The following is a 17,032-nucleotide window of genomic DNA, read 5'->3' as shown; positions in this document are numbered from 1 at the left end:
CTCGCCTCGCGCTTGCTGTCGGCCAAAAAGCTGCTCGAGGTCGTGCGTGCCCACTGGAGCATCGAGAACAACCTGCACTGGGTCCTCGACGTCCTGTTCGACGAGGATGCCTGCCGCAGCCGCAAGGGTCACGCCGCCGAAAATCTCGCCCTCATCCGCAAGCTGGCCATCAATACCCTGCAGGCAACGCCCGGTCCTGCCCGCATCGGCCACAAAATGCTCCAAGCCAGATGGAATAATGACTTCCTTCTCTCCGCCCTCGCCCATATGCGATAGCCCTACCGCGTGCGGGGAGTGGAAGAGAGCTACACATTCGACCCCTGGATCGCGTCGATCACGGCGTCCGTCACTTCCTTCGTGGTCGCCTTGCCGCCGACATCCGGCGTCAGCACGCCGGCCGCGGAGACGCGCTCGACGGCCGCCATCAACCGGCTCGCCGCATCCTTCTCACCGAGATGCTCGAGCATCTGCACACCGGTCCAGAACGTCGCGACCGGATTGGCGATGCCCTTGCCGGTGATGTCGAAGGCGGAGCCGTGAATCGGCTCGAACATCGAGGGAAAGCGCCGCTGCGGATCGATGTTGCCGGTCGGCGCGACGCCGAGGCTTCCCGCCAGCGCACCGGCAAGATCCGAGAGGATGTCGGCATGGAGGTTGGTCGCGACGATGGTGTCGAGGCTCTTCGGTTGCAGCGTCATGCGCACCGTCATGGCGTCGACCAGCATCTTGTCCCAGGTGACGTCGGGGAATTCGGTCGCGACTTCCGCGGCAATCTCGTCCCACATCACCATGCCGTGGCGCTGCGCATTCGACTTGGTCACGACGGTCAGTAGCTTGCGTGGACGCGACTGCGCGAGCTGGAATGCATAGCGCATGATTCGCGTGACGCCGACGCGTGTGAACACGGCAACCTCGGTGCCGACCTCTTCCGGCAGGCCCTTGTGGGCGCGGCCGCCCATGCCGGCATATTCGCCCTCCGAATTCTCGCGCACGATCACCCAGTCGAGATCGCCGACGCCGACATTGCGCAGCGGTGAGGCGACGCCCGGCAAAATCTTGGTCGGCCGCACATTGGCGTATTGGTCAAAGCCCTGGCAGATCGGCAGGCGCAGCCCCCACAGCGTGATGTGGTCGGGCACATCAGGCGCGCCGACCGCGCCGAAATAGATCGCGTCGAACTTCTTCAGTTCGCTGAGGCCGTCGGCCGGCATCATCACGCCGTGCTTCTTGTAATAGTCCGAGCCCCAGTCGAACGTTTTCACGTCGAAGGCGAGGTCGCCGCTGCGTTTTGCGAGAGCCTCCAGCACGCGGATTCCGGCCGAGATGACCTCGGGGCCGATGCCGTCGGCGGGAATGGCTGCGATCGAATGGGTACGCATGGGAAGGCTCCGTTTGAGAAGTCAGCGAGATTGCGGGACGGGTTCGATGGGCGCGGTTTTCGCACGCGACAATAGCAGGGTCAGGACCGCCGAGAGAACGAGCAGGCCGGCGCCGAAATAGAGCCCGCCGACGAAACTGCCGGTCTGGTCCTTGATCCAGCCGATCATGGCGGGACCAGCGAAGCCGCCGAGATTGCCGATCGAGTTGATGGTGGCGATGCCCGCTGCAGCCGCAGGGCCGGACAGGAACAGCGTCGGCATGCTCCACAGCGGCGGTTTTGCCGAGGAGATGCCGATGTTCACGAGCGTCAGCGCGACCAGCACCGCGATCACGCCAGCCGCAAGGCCGGCATAGGCGAGGCCCAAAGCGGCGATCAGGCAGGCCCAGACGACGTGCCAGGTGCGCTCGCCGGTACGGTCCGAATGCCGCGCCCACAGGATCATGGCGATGACCGCAGCGGTTGCCGGCAGCGCATTGAGGAAGCCGACCTGGAGCGAGGACAGGCCGAACTGCTTGATGATCTGCGGCGCCCAGACGCCGAGCGTGTAGAGGCCGGCCGAGGTACCGAAATAGATCAGCGACAGTGCCAGCACGCGCGGATCGGCAAGGCCGCGCCAGATGCTGTGGCTGGCGCTGGCAGCCTTGCTGGTGGTTTCCACGTTCATGGTCTCGACCAGCCAGCGCCGCTCGGGATCACTGAGCCATTTCGCTTTCTCCGGGCGATCGGTGAGGAAGCCGAGCACGACAAAGCCGAGCAGCACGGCCGGCAGCGCCTCCAGCACGAACAACCATTGCCAGCCCTTGACGCCTAGCAGCCCGTCCATCTCCAGCAGCGCGCCGGAGATCGGTGAGCCCAGCACGGTCGAGAGCGGCGCGGCCGCCATGAACAGCGCCGTCACCGCCGCGCGTTGCCGCGCCGGGAACCAGTAGGAGAGATAGAGGATGATGCCGGGAAAGAAGCCGGCCTCGGCGACGCCGAGCAGGAAACGCAGGATGTAGAAGCTGGTCGGCCCCTGCACGAACGCCATCGCGGCCGAGACCAAGCCCCAGGTGATCATCACCCGCGCGATCCAGATCCGCGCGCCGATCCTGTGCAGGATGATGTTGGAGGGCACCTCGAACAGGAAATAGCCCCAGAAGAAGATGCCGGCGCCAAAGCCGTAGACCGTGGGCGACAGGCCGACGTCCCTGTTCATCGTCAGCGAGGCAAAGCCGATATTGACGCGGTCGATGAAGGCGACGAAGTACAGCAGCATGATGAAGGGAACGATGCGCAAGGTGATCTTGCGCAGCACGCGGGTCTGAATCTCGCTTGCCACCCTGGCCTCCCGGTTGCCTTGTTGTCGTGTGGCGGACCGTGAGAGGTCCACGCCGGCAATGAGCCTAGGCGGGCGGAAGAGGCATACTCAATTGGCGCTGGTTTATACAAAAAAATGATATAATCCTCGAAAGGCCGCCACGACGTCATGGCCGGGCTTGACCCGGCCATCCACGGCTTGCGCCGCGGCAGGAGAACGTGGATGCCCGGGCCTTCGCCTCGCCGAAGCGGCTTCGGCCGCGCTGGCGGGACCAGCCCGGGCATGACGATGAGGACGGCAGATGGAATTGCACCAACTCCGATGCTTCGTGGCGGCGGCCGAGCAATTGCATTTCGGCCGCGCGGCGCAGCAGCTCCAGATGCTGCCCTCCGCGCTCGGCCGGCAGATCCGGCTGCTGGAGGAGGATCTGGGGACGCGGCTGTTTGCGCGGACCACGCGCGCGGTGTCGCTCACCGAGGACGGCGCGACGCTGCTGCGCGATGCCCGCGCCATCCTCACCAAGGTCGAGGCGGTCGAGAGCAACTTGCGCAACCGCTCGCGCGCGGGGGCCGGGCGGCGGTTGCGGGTCGGTGCCATCGACAGCGCGGCGGCGGGATTGCTGCCGCCGCTCTTGCGCGATTTCCGTGTCAGGCATCCCGAGATTGCGGTGCAGCTGCTCGAAGACAAGACCGTCCGGCTGCTGCCGAAGATTCTGACCGGCGCGCTCGATCTCGCCTTCGTCCGTCCGCCTGACCGGCGGGACAAGCGGCTTGAATTCCGCGACCTGCTGCAGGAGAGCGCCATCGTGGCGTTCCCGCAGCGGCATGCGCTGGCCGGACGAAAGTCGATCACACTGGCCGACATCGCCGAAGAAGCGCTGCTGGTGCCGGACCGCCGCTCGCGGCCGCACAGCCACGACCTCACCATCAAACTGTTCGAGCAGGCCGGCCTGACGCCGCGCATCGTGCAAGTCGCCGACGAGAAGCAGACCATCATCAACCTCGTGGCAACGAAGCTCGGCGTCGCGATCGTGCCGCGCTGGACCGCGCGGATGGCGGTCTCGGGCGTGCGCTTCGTGCCGCTTCGGCCGAAGCAGAGCGGCCCCGTCGGCCGCCTGCCACTCGCCGCCGCGTGGCTGCGCGGTTCGCGCGATCCGGCCCGCGACGCCATGCTGGCGGTACTCGAGGCGCATCTGCGCAGCTATGCGCGAGAGGCGTGAGCGGCTATGACCTAAGCTGGAGAGAAGGTGGATGCGATGAATGAACCGAATGCGTCGAATGGATTGCGGGTGGCCATTGCAGGGCTGGGCTCGATCGGCACCAAGATCGCGACGGCGCTCGACCAAGGCATCGAAGGGCTCGCGCTGTCGGCCGTCGCAGTGCGCGACCCCGCAAGGCATCAGGCCTTCATGAACGGCCTGCGCCGTTCGCCACAAATCCTGGCGATCGACCAACTCGGCGAGGTCGCCGACATCGTGGTCGAATGCGCTCCGAGCCAGCATCTGCGCTCCATCGTCGAGCCCGCGGTGAAGCGGGGCAAGTCGGCGGTCGTCGTCAGCGTCGGCGGCCTGCTCGACAATTTCGATCTGGTCGATCTCGCCCGCGCCAATGGCGGCCGCATTCTCGTGCCGACCGGCGCGCTGATCGGCCTCGACGCCGTCAACGCCGCCGCCATCGGCACCATCCATTCGGTGAAGATGGTCACGCGCAAGCCGATCGACGGGCTGAAGGGCGCCCCCTTCATCGTCCAGAACAACATCGACATCGATAATCTGCGCGAGCCGCTCAAGCTGTTCGAGGGCAGCGCGCGCGAAGCGGCGAAGGGCTTTCCGGCGAACGTCAATGTCGCCGTTGCGCTGTCGCTGGCGGGGATCGGGCCCGATCGCACCCGGATCCAGGTTTGGGCCGACCCGACCGTGACGCGCAACGTTCATCGCATCGAGGTCGAGGCGGATTCGGCGCGGTTCTCGATGGGCATCGAGAACATCCCGTCCGAGAATCCCAAGACCGGACTGATCACCGCACTCTCTGTGATCGCGCTGCTCCGCAAGCAGCGTGCCACGTTGTGCGTGGGGACGTAGCTCTTACGCCCCCGTCACGCGCCAAATCACGTTGCCGACGTCGTCGGCCATCAGCAGCGACTTCTTGTCGGGGCCGATCACGACGCCGACCGGACGGCCGTAGGATTCCTTCTCGTCCGGGGACAGGAAGCCCGACAGGATGTCGCGACCGGGCCCGGACGGCTTGCCGTTCTCGAACGGAATGAACACCAGCTTGTAGCCGGACAGCTTGCTGCGATTCCACGAGCCGTGCTGGCCGATCACCATGCCGTCGGGGAAGCCGGGCAGGGTGCCTGCGGGCATCCAGCACAGGCCGAGCGAGGCGGTGTGGCCGCCGAGCGCGTAGTCCGGTTGAATTGCCCTGGCGACCATCGCCGGATCCTGCGGCACGCGGTCGTCGACGGTCTTGCCCCAGTAGCAATAGGGCCAGCCATAGAATCCGCCCTCGCGCACCGAGGTGAGATAGTCCGGCGGCGTCTCGTCGCCGAGGCCGTCGCGTTCGTTGACGACGGTCCAGAGCACGCCCGTCGTCGGCTCCCAGGCAAGGCCGACCGGATTGCGCAGGCCGGCCGCAAAAATGCGATGCGTGCCGGCGACGAGATCGAGCTCGTAGACCGCGGCGCGGCCTTCCTCGACCTCCATGCCCATTTCGGCGATGTTGCTGAGCGAGCCGACGCCGGCATAGAGCTTCCTGCCGTCGGGGCTGGCGAGCAGGCTGCGCGTCCAGTGTCCGCCTGGCTTGAACGTGGTGAGCCGCTTGCCCGGCGCGGTGATGCGATCGGCATTGGCGAGGTAAGGAAACGCCATCACGCCATCGGTGTTGCCGACATAGAAGGTGTCGCCGACCAGCGCCATCCCGAACGGCTGGTTGAGGTTCTCCATGAAGGCGCCGCGAACTTCGGCGACGCCATCGCCGTCCTTGTCGCGCAGCAGCGTGATGCGATTGGCGGAGACACCGAGCGCCGCGGCGCGCCGCATCGTCGCCTGCATCGCATAGTGAAATACTGTGCGCGGGGGACCTGCGATCTGCGTCGCCTCAGCGATCAGCACGTCGCCATTGGGCAGCACCTCGATCCAGCGCGGATGGTCGAGGCCGCTCGCGAACGCATTGACCTTGAGCCCGGACGCGGCGGTCGGCTTCTGGCCCTCGCGCCAGCCGCGCGCGGTCGGCATCTTCAGCGTCGGGATCGCGCCTTGCGGCTTCGCCTCGGGAATGGCCGGCCGCTCTCCCCACGCCGGCGCGGGCTCGGTGCCCGACAGTTTTCGCCATTGCAGCGCGATGCCGCCGATGAACGCGACGAACTGCGCGAAGATGCTGGAGAACGTCATGAGAACCCCTGTTTGCGCGCGCATCCAACTGGCTGACGGGGCACACGTCAACCTGTGCGACACGCCGGCGAGGCCTATTCCCGTGGAATGGCGGCCGATCGAATTTGCATGGGACGAACGCTACGCGTTGCAGCGTCCGGGAACACGAAAGTGGCGCGACTTGCTACGCCTTCACCGCGGCGACAGGAACGGAATGATCATCGGGACGCGGCGGCAATAGGCGCCGTAGGCGTCTTCGCCGAGCTCCTTCGACAGGAACACCTCTTCCATTCGGCCCTTCTGCCACATGCCGAGCGAGATCAGGATGGCGCCGAGGATCGCGGTCACCGTGCCGACCGCGATGCCGGTGGCCAGCATGCCGGCGATCAGGCCGGTGTAGATCGGATGACGGACGATGCCGTACGGGCCGGTGTCGATGACGCGATGGTCTTCCTTGTGAGTGATGGTGTTCGACCAGAACTTGCCGAGATGCAGCCGCCCCCACCAGGTGAAGGAGATGCCGGCGAGCACGATCAGCGCCGTGATGTAAACGGCCGTATTGCTGAACACCCAGAGCGGCTTTTCGTTCAGCACCTCGGCGGTCCACGGCGTGAACAGGATGCCGCCGACCAGGATCGGAATGCGATAGCGGCCGGACTCCAGAGTCATCACCTGCTTCTGCGTGCGCCCTTGCCAGAACGAGGCGCCGACCCAGCTCGCGAGCCAGGCGAGCCAGATCAAGGCGAGCAGTTGCGTCGGCCAGGTCGTGGTCCAACCGCCCCAGGCGACAGAGAGAAGTTTGCTGAAATCGAAGGACATGAAGGTTCTTTGCGTTTGGGCGGCGGCTCAGCTCGCGCGCGAGGAGAGCGCGGGATGCTCGATGGCGCCGGAGGGCTGCTGGCCGTTGCGGGCGAGGAGATGGGTGATGGTTTCGCGCAGGACCGGCTCGATCGGGCGCGGCGAATAGCCGAGCTCGGTGCGCGCCTTGCCGATCGAGAGGTCGCTCGCGGCGAGCGCGATGCGCACGCCTTCGGCGGTGCCGTTGGGCGGCCGGCGGGTGACATGATCGGCGATGTATTCGAGCATGATGGCGGAGAGCTCGGCGATCTTTCCGGGCACGACGACCGGAAAATGCCGGCGGCCGCTCATCGCCGACATCATGCGCAGGATGTTGCCGAGCGGGACGCAGTCCCCGCCGAGGATGTAGCGATGGCCGAGGCGCCCGCGTTCCATGGTCAGAACGAGGCCCATGGCGACGTCGCGGACGTCGACGAGATTGACCAGGAAGTTGAGATGCGGCTGCACCTTCTTCTGCAGGAAGTACCAGAGCATCGCGGTCGGCGGCGTCAGATTGTGGTCGGCGGCGCCGATCGGCATGGTCGGCGTGCCGATCACGAGCGGGAAGCCTGCGGCCGCCGCCTTGGCGGCATGGTGCTCGGCGAGCGATTTCGATCGCGTATAGGCGCCGGGCATCGCGTCGGCCGGCTGCAGCGCTTCTTCGGCGGGAACACCTTTGAGATCGGAATACGGAAACAGGATCGATTCGGTCGAGCAGTGCAGGAAGCGCGACACGCCCCGCTTCATTGCCGCCGCGAGCACGATTTCGGTGCCGCGGCAATTCACGTCGTGAAAGTCCTGCTTGTTGGCGACCCACATGCCGGGCAGGCCGGCGAGGTGATAGACCTGATCGACACCGGCGATCGCAGCGTCGACCGCGGCGCCGTCCAGCACCGAGCCGTGGACGTGTTCAACGTCCGCGTTCGCCGCGGTCGGCGCACGGACATCGAGAACACGGACCCGCTGCCCACGGGCGCGGAGCGCTTCTACGAGGTGATGTCCGATGAAGCCACTGCCACCGGTAACCAGGACGAGAGCCATGCAGGAGGTTGCTGTTTCGCTTTTGGAGTTATCGGGTTGAAAGGGAATTGGCCGGAAGAGGCGCCAGAATCGCGGCAAGGTCGCGACGGAAGCCCAATGCAATGAATAATTTTGCCATCACGAACATCGGCCCCAGCAAAAGATGCGAGGGAAAAGTGAATAACGAGGCCTCACGGCCTTCGAAAACCTTGTGGCCGATGGCCTGCGCGGCGAGGCCGAGCACCACCAGCGTGGCGAAAATCGCCCACATCGACGCGGTGCTGACTTGCGCCGCAATGGTCGCCGCAACCGAAAACAGCACGACGGAGACGGCCAGAATACCGAGCCCGAGCGCCGCGTCGAGCAGCAGCCAATAGATCAATACCGGCAAGGCCAGGATCACAGCCAGGCTGACGTTGAACCCGAGCAGCGGAAGCTTGACCAGCGTCAGCGGCAGTACGGCGCCGGTGAACAGCAGCAGAATGCCGACCACATGCATCGCCGTATTCCGGGGATCACGATGGTACTCGACATACACGGCAAGTTGGCGCTGGAAAAAGCCACCCATTTCGGTCTCATGCAGCACAGGGTCGGGAAGGGCGAACATTGGCTATAGCACTGGACCGGGCGGTGCACAAACCGGCGCTTTTGTCGCGTGAAACCGCATTCGCGCGCCGGGGCCAGGCTGCAAAATGGTCAGCACTTCAAGGGGTTCCTCAGCTGCGAGATCGCGTTCGCTCAGCGCTTCTTGGCGGGTTTTTTCGCCGCAGGCGCAGGAGCCGCAGCCGGACGCGGCGCCTCCTCGGGCAGCTTGGCATAGGTCAGGATCTGCAACTGGCCGTTGACGGCCGATGTCGGCTTGGCCCGGTCGAGAAATTGCTCCTCACCGAGACCGATCGGATGCAGCCGCTTGGTCGAGATCTTGAACGTGTTCACCAGGACGTCGCGGATCGCATCGGCCCGGCGCTGGCTCAGGATCGCATTGGCCTCGCGCGTCTTCGAATTGGATTCGACATGGCCGACGATCAGGAAGGTGTAGGGCAGCAGCGAGGAGTGAACCAGCGCGTCCGCGATGCGGCCGACGGTCTGGTAGGACGCCGGCTGGATGATCGGCGTATCGGCGTCGAACTGGATCTGCGCATTGAAGGCCGGCAGCTTGGCGAGATCAGGCGCGATCAGCGGCCGGTTCACCGGTCCCGGATCGTTCTTGATCCTGGTCTTGGCGCGCTCCATCACCTGCTGCTTCAGCGCGGGCAGATCGACCTCGGCGGCTTCTTCGAAATGGTTCAGCTTGCCGACGATGTCGTCGCGGGTCGGCGCCTCCGTTTGTGCTCCGGCGGTGCCCGCAAACAAAGCGAGCCCCAGCGCAACAATCGTTTCGGCAATGAAGAGCCTGTTCGCGCGCATCAACGATACCCCGCGTCGTCGACGGCCTTGAGGCAGTTGTTGCTGATGCCCTTGGGCGTCGAGACCAGGCAGGGGATCGACTTGCTGGTCTCCTTGGTCGAGCCGCCGCAGACCTTGACGATCTCGCGCTGGCAGGCATTGGCCACCGTGACGCGCGCGGCGATGCGCTTCTGGATGGCGTCGAAGACGCCGAGATAGTCGCTCGCGCATTGCGGGGAGAGTACGTCGCGGTTGCGCGACAGGCACTCCTTCAACCGGGTCGAATCCGGGTTGACGCCGCGGCAATTGGCGACGATTTCCGCGCCGCAGCTTGTCGCCAGCTTCCCGATCGAATCGCCAAAGCTCATGGTCTCCGCCGCCGCAAGCGACGGCATAACCAATGCAAGCACGATCAATGTGATGGAGCCCCGGACCATGGGTTTATCTGATACGGGGAAGTTCGCGGTGGTCAAGGGGCGTTCGGGCGAGAACTGTCGAGAGTTCGACAGGTGCGGCGAACAGTCCTCACTCCGTGGTCTCGTTCACGGGAGGCCATTCGATCAGGACGGCCGTGTGGTTTCTGAGGTCGTCGGCCAATTCCGGATCGGCCTCGAGCTCAGCCAGCGTCCGCGGCGAAGGAAGCTGGCGGCCGTCCTCGATCAGGTCCTGCGCATAGAGCGCGAGCGCCTCGGGCGCATTCTCGAGGGCCTCATCGACATCGTCGCCGCCGGAGATGCAGCCGGGCAGGTCCGGAAACCACAGGCTGACGGCGTCCGGATCTGCTTCCTCGATGATGGCGACGTACTGAGCCATATCGGGCCTCACGCCCTTTGCACAAAACTGTCCACGACCTTCTTCTCGCCGGCCTTGTCGAAGGCGATGGTGAGCTTGTTGCCGTCGATCTTGGTGACACGGCCGTAGCCGAATTTCTGGTGGAAGACGCGGTCGGACAACGAGAATTCCGAGGTGGTGCCGGTCGACTTGGCCACCAGCTCGCCCTCGATGGTCAGGGGCCCGCGGCGGCGCGAGGAGAAGCTGCCGAGATCGGGGCCCGCCGATGAGGAGGATGAGAACGTCGCAGCTTCTTCCTCGAAGCCGCCGCGTCCGCCACCGCGGTTGCGGTTGGCCTGCGCGCGCTGCCAGCCCGGCGTCGTGTAGCTGGAGCCGAACGCCTCCATGTCGTCGAAGCGCGAGGCGCCGTAGCCGCCGGCGCCGCCCCAGGCCGAGCCGCCCTTGGATTCCGTGATCTCGACATTGGCCGCGGGCAATTCATCGAGGAAGCGCGATGGAATCGTGGTCGACCAGGTGCCATGGATTCGGCGGTTGGTCGCAAAGTAGATCTTTGCGCGGCGGCGCGCCCGGGTCAGCCCGACATGGCCGAGCCGGCGCTCTTCTTCCAGGCCGGCGCGGCCCTGTTCGTCCAGCGTGCGCTGGCTCGGGAATAGCCCTTCCTCCCAGCCCGGCAGGAACACGTTGTCGAATTCGAGCCCCTTGGCCGAATGCAGCGTCATCAGCGACACGGCATCGTCCTCGGCGCCGCCCTCGCGGTCCATCACCAGGGAGATGTGCTCGAGGAATCCTTGCAGGTTCTCGAACTCCTCCATCGAGCGTACGAGCTCTTTCAGGTTCTCCAGCCGGCCCGCGGCGTCCGCCGAACGGTCCTTCTGCCACATCTCGGTGTAGCCGCTCTCGTCGAGCACGATCTGGGCGAGGTCGGTATGCGCGGTGACCTCGCGCTGGGCGCGCCAGCGGTCGAACTGGCTGATGAGATCGCGAAGCGAGCCGCGCGCCTTCGGCTTCAGCTCGTCGGTCTCGACCACCGCGCGCGCCGCCTCGAACAAGGGGATGCGGCGCTTGCGGGCGTGGTCGTGCAGCATCTGCACGGTGGCATCGCCCAAGCCCCGCTTGGGGGTGTTGACGATGCGCTCGAAGGCGAGATCGTCGGCCGGCGAATTGATGACGCGCAAATAGGCCAGCGCGTCGCGGATCTCGGCGCGCTCGTAGAAGCGGGGGCCGCCGATGACGCGGTAGGGCAGGCCGAGCGTGACGAAGCGGTCTTCGAACTCGCGCATCTGGTAGGAGGCGCGCACCAGGATCGCGATCTCGTTGAGCTTCTCGCCCTGGCGCTGCAGCTGCTCGATCTCCTCGCCAATGCCGCGCGCTTCCTCTTCCGAATCCCAGGAGCCCGTGACCGTGACCTTCTCGCCGTCCTGGTCCTCGGTGCGCAGCGTCTTGCCGAGCCGGCCTTCGTTGTGCGCGATCAGATGCGAGGCGGCGGCGAGGATGTGGCCGGTCGAGCGGTAATTGCGCTCGAGGCGAATGACCTTGGCGCCGGGGAAATCGTGCTCGAAGCGCAAGATGTTGTCGACCTCGGCACCGCGCCAGCCATAGATCGACTGGTCGTCGTCACCGACGCAGCAGATGTTCTTGGTGTGGGGCGCGGCAGCCACCGTCACTCCGGGATGCGCCGAAGGCGCAGACCCGGAATCTCGAACTGATGACTCATCTCCAGATTCCGCGTTCGGGCCTTCGGCCTGCCCCGGAATGACGGCATGTTGCGAAGGCCGCGCCGCCGGCGCCTGCGACAGCAGACGCAGCCACAAATATTGCGCGACGTTGGTGTCCTGGTACTCGTCGACCAGGATGAATTTGAAGCGCTGCTGGTACTGCCTGAGAATGTCGGGGTGCTCGCGGAAGATACGGATGTTCTCCAGCAGGAGATCGCCGAAATCGGCCGCGTTCAAAATCTTCAGCCGCTCCTGGTAGCTCGCATAGAGCTTGCCGCCTTTGCCGTTGGCGAACATTGCGGCCTCGCCCGAGGGCACCTGCGACGGCATCAGGCCGCGGTTCTTCCAGCCGTCGATCAGGCCGGCCAGCATCCGCGCGGGCCAGCGTTTTTCGTCGATGTTCTCGGCCTGGAGCAGCTGCTTGAGCAGCCGGACCTGGTCGTCGACATCGAGCACGGTGAAGTTCGACTTGAGCTGCGCCAGCTCGGCATGGGTGCGCAGGATGCGGCCGCCGATGGAGTGGAAGGTGCCGAGCCACGGCATGCCCTCGACGGCGTGGCCGAGCATCTGGCCGAGCCGGTGCTTCATCTCGCGCGCGGCCTTGTTGGTGAAGGTCACCGACAGGATCTCGGAAGGGCGGGCGCGGCCCTGGCTCAGGATATGGGCGATGCGCGTGGTCAAGACGCGCGTCTTGCCGGTGCCGGCGCCGGCCAGCACCAGGACCGGGCCGTCCAGCGTCTCCACCGCCTCGCGCTGCTCCGGATTGAGTCCGGAAAGGTATTTCGGGCCCACCGAGGCGCGCGCACGCGCGGCGATGCCGCCGGCTGCGGGCTGGTAGTCGGGTACGCCTGTGATCTTGCTCGGCTCGGTCATGCGAATCATTGGCCCCACGATGGCACCGCGGGGTGACGGAAGGGAGCCTTCTTAACAGGGATTGGTGCTTATATGGGGGCGCCAGGAAGGGTTTTCCACGTGCGTGGCAGGCCGATTTGTTCCAGCACGGGGCGCGAATTTCGCTCCCGCCTGGGCCGGAACTATCGTTCCGGCGTCGAGATTGTCAGGCAGGTGGCGCGGCGAGCCGCGTCGACGCAGACGACATCAAGACGAGGGTTTGACCATGCTTGGCTGGGTTGTGACGTTCCTGGTTATCGCACTGATCGCCGGCATCCTGGGCTTTGGCGGCATCGCCGGCGCTTCGATCGAGATCGCCAAGATCATTTTCTTCATCGCAGTTGTCCTGTTCCTGGTCTCGGCCGTGGTCGGCCTCGCCCGCGGCCGCAACAGGATATAGCGGCTATCTTCACCTCTCCCCGTCGGGGAGAGGTGAACTACGACGCGGGCTAGGTGTCACCGCTTCGACGGCATCGCCACGCTTCGGCCGATGCCCTCAGGCCGCGGCACGGCGCTGTGGGCCTTTGTGACCGCAGCGATGCGCTCGCGGATATCGGACGGAAATGGCGCAACACGTCGCGCGGTCATGTCCATGTGCAGCGACATGTTCTCGGATGTTGCCGACAACCAGCCTTCGGTTGCGTGCCGCATCTCCTCGAATGTGTGCAGCCGCTTGTCGTCGGCCTCCAGCAGCCAGACGAAAATCTGCACGGGATCGCCGAGGTGGATCTCGCGCAAGTACCGGACGTGGCATTCGGCGGTGAAGGTCGAGCCGCCTCGCTCCTTCATGTAAGTCGGCCCGATCCCGAGCTCGAGCCAGAGCTGGTCGATCGCGCGGTCGAACATCACATTGTAGTAGGCCATGTTGAGATGGCCGTTATAGTCGATCCACTGCGGCTCGATCTGCATGATCGAGGTGCGAAACGGCTCGGCTTTGGGTGCTGAGGCGGCGGTCTCCGGCATTGTTCCTTCCAGCTATGCGTCCGGTCGCTTGACTTGACCGGTTTTATGTCCTTTGCCACGGTTCTTCTGTCGGGAGGAATTCCGTGGGTACGACCATCACCAATAATCCGCCGCGGCCGGAGCCGAAAGCCCTCGCAAGCGCGCTGGAGCAGCTTGCCGCACGTTTCGGCAACCGCCTCATCACCTCGCAGGCCGTGCGCGAGCAGCACGGCCATACCACCACATGGATCCCCAACCAGCCGCCGGATGGCGTGGTGATGGCGCAGGAAACTGCCGACATCCAGGATGTGGTGCGGATCTGCGCGAAACATCGCGTGCCCGTCATTCCCTTCGGCACCGGCACCTCGCTCGAAGGCCAGGTCAACGCGCCCGCCGGCGGCATCTCGATCGACCTGCGCGACATGAACAAGGTGCTCGCGGTGCATGCCGAGGACCTCGACTGCGTGATCCAGCCCGGCGTCACTCGCAAGGCGCTGAACGAGCATCTGCGCGACCAGGGCCTGTTCTTCCCGATCGATCCCGGCGCGGATGCTTCGCTCGGCGGCATGGCCTCGACCCGCGCCTCCGGCACCAATGCGGTGCGCTACGGCACCATGCGCGACAGCGTGCTGGCACTGAAGGTGGTACGCGGCGATGGCGAGATCATCACCACAGGCACGCGCGCGAAGAAGTCTTCCGCCGGCTACGATCTGACCCATCTGTTCGTCGGCGCCGAGGGCACGCTCGGCATCATCTCGGAACTCACCATTCGCCTGCGCGGTATCCCCGAGACCATCGCGGCCGGCGCGGTGTCGTTCGAGACCGTGCACGGCGCCTGTCAGGCGGTGATCCTGGCGATCCAGACCGGCATTCCCGTGGCGCGCATCGAGCTGCTCAATGCCGCACAGGTGAAGGCCTGCAACGCGTACTCGAAGCTGACGCTGCCCGAGACGCCGCTGCTGCTGCTGGAATTCCACGGTAGCGAGATCGAGGTCGCCGAGCAGTCCAAGGCGTTCGGCGAGATCGCGAAGGAATGCGGCGGCGGCGATTTCTCCTGGACCACCAAGCCGGAGGACCGCACAAAACTGTGGCAGGCGCGGCACGACGCATACTGGTCAGTGAAGGCGCTGCGGCCCGGCGACAGCATCGGCGTGGTTGCGACCGACGTCTGCGTGCCGATCTCGCGGCTCGCCGATTGTGTCAGCGAGACCGAGGAGGATCTCAAGCGCCTCAATTTGCTGTCGCCGATCGTCGGCCATGTCGGTGACGGCAATTTCCACTGTTCGCTGGTTTGCGACACCAACGATGCCGCCGAGATGGCGCGCGGCGAGGAGTTCATGCATCGCCTGGTCGAACGCGCGCAGGCGATGGACGGCACCTGCACCGGCGAGCACGGCATTGGCCAGGGCAAGCAGAAATATCTCAAGGCCGAGCTCGGCCCCGAGGCGCTCGATGCGATGCGGGCGCTGAAGAAGGCGCTTGATCCGCTCAACATCTTCAACCCCGGCAAGATCGTGCCGGAGGCGTAGCACCGCGCCGCACGACCCGGGAACTTTAGGCATTCTTCCCGGTTCCAATTCCCGCCAAGTTCCGATGCCTCAATGGCAGGCTGTGCGCGGGAGGGTGCGATGGTGCGACCGGTCATTCGAATTGCCGCGGTGGCCTTTGCCTGCATGCTGGCGGGTGCGGCGCTGGCCAAGGGCGGACATGGTGGCGGACATGGCGGCGGCCATGGCGGCGGACATGGCGGTGGGCATGGCGGCGGGCACGGCGGTGGGCATCACGGCGGCGGCCATTTCCGTGGGCATGCCGGCGGGCACGCGCACGGCGGCGGGCATTATCGTGGAATGCGGTTCACAACCGGCGCCCGGCGTGGCGGCCCGAATTTCGGTCAGATCCGAAATGCCGCCATACGGCCGGCGAACTTCCGCAAGGCCCTGAACGCCAGCGCATTCCGGAACGGGCGGCTGATCAGCAATCCGGCGGCCCGCGCGCAGATCGCTGCGGCAGCCGCGCTCGCTGGCTGGAGCGGCGCGAGCAGTGGATGGTGGCAGCATGCGGGCGGCGGCTATGGCTGGGTCGGACCGCTGTTCTGGCCGTTCGCCTATAACGACCTCTACGATTACACGGTCTGGGGCGACGGGCTCGGCTTCTGGGACTACGGCTATCCGGACATCTATGCCGGCATTTTCGGCCCCTACGGCTATGATCGCCTGTCGGCCTATCTGCCGCAGCAGCCGCAGGGACGACGGCGGGCGCGCAGCGCGCCGCTCGATCAGCTCTGCGGCAGCGATCGCCGTGCCACCGTCGGTGTGCCGATCGATCAGATTGCAGCCGCGGTGCAGCCGACGGATGCGCAGGGCGCCGCTCTCGATGCGCTCGGCAACGCCTCGATCGACGCGGCAGCGCTGATCCGTGCGTCCTGTCCGACCCAGGCCGCAGCGACTGCGCCGGGCCGGCTCGCGGCGATGCAGCAGCGTGTCGAGGCGATGGAGAAGGGGGTCGATCTGGTCCAGCCCGCGCTCGAGACGTTCTATGGTTCGCTTAACGACGAGCAGAAGGCACGTTTCAACGCGCTGGCCGAGGATCAGCGTCGTGCCACGGCATCGAACAATGCGAGCGGATCGCCGGTACAGAATTGCAGCGTGTCCGCCGCGTTCGATTGGCCCGGCGCCACGATCGAGGAAAGAGTTCGGCCCAACGATACTCAGCGCGCGGCGCTCCAGGTGCTCCAGGACACCAGCGCCAAAGTCAGCGCATCGCTCAAGGCGGCCTGCGAGCCCAATGATGTGATGACACCGCCTGCCCGCATGGCCGCGATCCGCAAGCGCCTCGATGTCATGCTGGACGGGATCAAGTCGGTGCGCGCGGCGCTCGACGATTTCTATGCCACGCTGAGCGACGAGCAGAAGGCGCAGTTCGAGGCGATCGGGTCGCGTCGCATGTCCTGAACGTCGCGAGCAATCAAATCAAGGGTGGGGCAATGAAGTGGTTCGCAACGCGGCAGCCGGCCGACATCTGGGATGAGCCGGTCGAGGGACCTGTCGGCGACATCGACGCGGTCGCGCGAATTCGCAACATCTGCCAGGCGGCGAGGGCGAGCGCCGAAGCTGTCGCAGGTTCCGCGCAGACCGGCAAGCGCGAGCGCTACGAACGGGCGGCCCGCGTCGCGATGGAAATCGCGATGAAGATCGCCGACGATCTGATGCGCGACGATGCGGTGCGCCGCATCGTCGACCTCTGCATGAAGGCTGAGGACATCAAGACCGCACAGATCCTCTCACGTGCAATCCAGGCGGCCTGGATCCGGGAGGCGTTAGCGCGGGATCATCCGACATTGGTGCAGTGAAAGTGCAGGGCCACGAATAGCCTTTGGGATCCGTGTCCCGGACGCGCTGCAACGC

18 protein-coding genes are annotated in these 17,032 nt (G+C 65.6%); 7 read left to right on the top strand and 11 right to left on the bottom strand.

All coding sequences use genetic code 11. From position 1 onward, the window contains the following. A partial coding sequence (locus tag EAV90_RS16575) for an ISAs1 family transposase (RefSeq protein WP_129144028.1) occupies positions 1 to 276 on the top strand: 276 nt, incomplete at its 5' end. Between the two features lie 29 nt (positions 277 to 305). Here EAV90_RS16575 and EAV90_RS16570 read toward each other — a convergent pair. Together EAV90_RS16570 and EAV90_RS16565 are read right to left on the bottom strand one after the other, a co-directional pair. Next, positions 306 to 1,379, bottom strand: a complete 1,074-nt coding sequence (locus EAV90_RS16570) for a tartrate dehydrogenase (protein ID WP_129144027.1) — start codon at positions 1,377 to 1,379, stop codon at positions 306 to 308. Positions 1,380 to 1,400: 21 nt separating this feature from the next. Beyond that, a complete protein-coding gene (locus EAV90_RS16565; protein WP_129144026.1) occupies positions 1,401 to 2,699 on the bottom strand; it encodes an MFS transporter in 1,299 nt (432 codons plus the stop codon). Between the two features lie 280 nt (positions 2,700 to 2,979). On the opposite strand from EAV90_RS16565, the gene EAV90_RS16560 reads away from it, so the two are divergent. Together EAV90_RS16560 and EAV90_RS16555 are read left to right on the top strand one after the other, a co-directional pair. Continuing rightward, positions 2,980 to 3,897, top strand: coding sequence for a LysR family transcriptional regulator (locus EAV90_RS16560; protein WP_129144025.1), 918 nt, complete (start codon positions 2,980 to 2,982; stop codon positions 3,895 to 3,897). A gap of 36 nt (positions 3,898 to 3,933) precedes the next feature. Next, positions 3,934 to 4,758: an aspartate dehydrogenase gene (locus tag EAV90_RS16555; RefSeq protein WP_129144024.1), complete on the top strand. Its 825-nt coding sequence runs from the start codon at positions 3,934 to 3,936 to the stop codon at positions 4,756 to 4,758. 3 nt (positions 4,759 to 4,761) lie between these two features. On the opposite strand, the gene EAV90_RS16550 is transcribed toward EAV90_RS16555, so the two are convergent. The 8 genes from EAV90_RS16550 to EAV90_RS16515 all read right to left on the bottom strand — a co-directional run bounded on the left by EAV90_RS16550 (position 4,762) and on the right by EAV90_RS16515 (position 12,677). Further along, positions 4,762 to 6,066: a PQQ-dependent sugar dehydrogenase gene (locus tag EAV90_RS16550; RefSeq protein ID WP_129144023.1), complete on the bottom strand. Its 1,305-nt coding sequence runs from the start codon at positions 6,064 to 6,066 to the stop codon at positions 4,762 to 4,764. A gap of 171 nt (positions 6,067 to 6,237) precedes the next feature. Then, a complete protein-coding gene (locus tag EAV90_RS16545) occupies positions 6,238 to 6,864 on the bottom strand; it encodes a methyltransferase family protein (protein WP_028178310.1) in 627 nt (208 codons plus the stop codon). 27 nt (positions 6,865 to 6,891) lie between these two features. Then, positions 6,892 to 7,923 carry an NAD-dependent epimerase/dehydratase family protein gene (locus tag EAV90_RS16540; protein WP_129144022.1) on the bottom strand — a complete coding sequence of 344 codons (1,032 nt, stop codon included), beginning with the start codon at positions 7,921 to 7,923 and terminating at the stop codon, positions 6,892 to 6,894. Between the two features lie 28 nt (positions 7,924 to 7,951). Further along, positions 7,952 to 8,470 carry an Mpo1 family 2-hydroxy fatty acid dioxygenase gene (locus EAV90_RS16535; RefSeq protein ID WP_162500174.1) on the bottom strand — a complete coding sequence of 173 codons (519 nt, stop codon included), beginning with the start codon at positions 8,468 to 8,470 and terminating at the stop codon, positions 7,952 to 7,954. Positions 8,471 to 8,640: 170 nt separating this feature from the next. Beyond that, positions 8,641 to 9,309 (bottom strand): OmpA family protein, encoded by a 669-nt coding sequence (locus EAV90_RS16530; protein ID WP_129144021.1) that lies wholly within the window; start codon positions 9,307 to 9,309, stop codon positions 8,641 to 8,643. Further along, on the bottom strand, positions 9,309 to 9,725 hold the full coding sequence (locus tag EAV90_RS16525; RefSeq protein WP_122402002.1) for a hypothetical protein: 417 nt from the start codon (positions 9,723 to 9,725) through the stop codon (positions 9,309 to 9,311). The genes EAV90_RS16530 and EAV90_RS16525 overlap by 1 nt, the downstream gene beginning before the upstream one ends. An 88-nt stretch (positions 9,726 to 9,813) precedes the next feature. Then, entirely contained in the window at positions 9,814 to 10,101 is a 288-nt protein-coding gene (locus EAV90_RS16520; RefSeq protein ID WP_129144020.1) for a type II toxin-antitoxin system HicB family antitoxin, read from the bottom strand. 8 nt (positions 10,102 to 10,109) lie between these two features. Then, positions 10,110 to 12,677: an ATP-dependent helicase gene (locus EAV90_RS16515; RefSeq protein WP_129144019.1), complete on the bottom strand. Its 2,568-nt coding sequence runs from the start codon at positions 12,675 to 12,677 to the stop codon at positions 10,110 to 10,112. A gap of 235 nt (positions 12,678 to 12,912) precedes the next feature. Here EAV90_RS16515 and EAV90_RS16510 point away from each other — a divergent pair, with 235 nt between their 5' ends. Continuing rightward, entirely contained in the window at positions 12,913 to 13,086 is a 174-nt protein-coding gene (locus tag EAV90_RS16510) for a DUF1328 domain-containing protein (RefSeq protein WP_008556598.1), read from the top strand. 56 nt (positions 13,087 to 13,142) lie between these two features. Here the strand turns inward: EAV90_RS16510 and EAV90_RS16505 are convergent, their stop codons facing one another. Further along, positions 13,143 to 13,649 (bottom strand): thioesterase family protein, encoded by a 507-nt coding sequence (locus EAV90_RS16505; RefSeq protein WP_122402005.1) that lies wholly within the window; start codon positions 13,647 to 13,649, stop codon positions 13,143 to 13,145. Positions 13,650 to 13,732: 83 nt separating this feature from the next. On the opposite strand from EAV90_RS16505, the gene EAV90_RS16500 reads away from it, so the two are divergent. The 3 genes from EAV90_RS16500 to EAV90_RS16490 all read left to right on the top strand — a co-directional run bounded on the left by EAV90_RS16500 (position 13,733) and on the right by EAV90_RS16490 (position 16,977). Then, a complete protein-coding gene (locus tag EAV90_RS16500) occupies positions 13,733 to 15,157 on the top strand; it encodes an FAD-binding oxidoreductase (protein WP_122402006.1) in 1,425 nt (474 codons plus the stop codon). A gap of 99 nt (positions 15,158 to 15,256) precedes the next feature. After that, positions 15,257 to 16,579, top strand: a complete 1,323-nt coding sequence (locus EAV90_RS16495) for a Spy/CpxP family protein refolding chaperone (RefSeq protein WP_164936966.1) — start codon at positions 15,257 to 15,259, stop codon at positions 16,577 to 16,579. 32 nt (positions 16,580 to 16,611) lie between these two features. Beyond that, entirely contained in the window at positions 16,612 to 16,977 is a 366-nt protein-coding gene (locus tag EAV90_RS16490) for a hypothetical protein (protein ID WP_129144017.1), read from the top strand. Positions 16,978 to 17,032 lie beyond the last annotated feature (55 nt).

Source organism: Bradyrhizobium vignae (assembly GCF_004114425.1).
Classification (GTDB): Bacteria; Pseudomonadota; Alphaproteobacteria; order Rhizobiales; family Xanthobacteraceae; genus Bradyrhizobium; species Bradyrhizobium vignae.
The sequence above is the reverse complement of the archived record's forward strand: the minus strand, read 5'-3'. Positions and strand labels throughout refer to the sequence as shown.

Excerpts from the sequence above, each read along its gene's own strand:
- EAV90_RS16570 (WP_129144027.1), bottom strand. The coding sequence starts at position 1,379 with ATGCGTACCCATTCGATCGCAGCCATTCCCGCCGACGGCATCGGCCCC.
- EAV90_RS16560 (WP_129144025.1), top strand. The coding sequence starts at position 2,980 with ATGGAATTGCACCAACTCCGATGCTTCGTGGCGGCGGCCGAGCAATTG.
- EAV90_RS16555 (WP_129144024.1), top strand. The coding sequence starts at position 3,934 with ATGAATGAACCGAATGCGTCGAATGGATTGCGGGTGGCCATTGCAGGG.
- EAV90_RS16550 (WP_129144023.1), bottom strand. The coding sequence starts at position 6,066 with ATGACGTTCTCCAGCATCTTCGCGCAGTTCGTCGCGTTCATCGGCGGC.
- EAV90_RS16545 (WP_028178310.1), bottom strand. The coding sequence starts at position 6,864 with ATGTCCTTCGATTTCAGCAAACTTCTCTCTGTCGCCTGGGGCGGTTGG.
- EAV90_RS16540 (WP_129144022.1), bottom strand. The coding sequence starts at position 7,923 with ATGGCTCTCGTCCTGGTTACCGGTGGCAGTGGCTTCATCGGACATCAC.
- EAV90_RS16535 (WP_162500174.1), bottom strand. The coding sequence starts at position 8,470 with ATGGGTGGCTTTTTCCAGCGCCAACTTGCCGTGTATGTCGAGTACCAT.
- EAV90_RS16530 (WP_129144021.1), bottom strand. The coding sequence starts at position 9,309 with ATGCGCGCGAACAGGCTCTTCATTGCCGAAACGATTGTTGCGCTGGGG.
- EAV90_RS16525 (WP_122402002.1), bottom strand. The coding sequence starts at position 9,725 with ATGGTCCGGGGCTCCATCACATTGATCGTGCTTGCATTGGTTATGCCG.
- EAV90_RS16520 (WP_129144020.1), bottom strand. The coding sequence starts at position 10,101 with ATGGCTCAGTACGTCGCCATCATCGAGGAAGCAGATCCGGACGCCGTC.
- EAV90_RS16515 (WP_129144019.1), bottom strand. The coding sequence starts at position 12,677 with ATGATTCGCATGACCGAGCCGAGCAAGATCACAGGCGTACCCGACTAC.
- EAV90_RS16510 (WP_008556598.1), top strand. The coding sequence starts at position 12,913 with ATGCTTGGCTGGGTTGTGACGTTCCTGGTTATCGCACTGATCGCCGGC.
- EAV90_RS16505 (WP_122402005.1), bottom strand. The coding sequence starts at position 13,649 with ATGCCGGAGACCGCCGCCTCAGCACCCAAAGCCGAGCCGTTTCGCACC.
- EAV90_RS16495 (WP_164936966.1), top strand. The coding sequence starts at position 15,257 with ATGGTGCGACCGGTCATTCGAATTGCCGCGGTGGCCTTTGCCTGCATG.
- EAV90_RS16490 (WP_129144017.1), top strand. The coding sequence starts at position 16,612 with ATGAAGTGGTTCGCAACGCGGCAGCCGGCCGACATCTGGGATGAGCCG.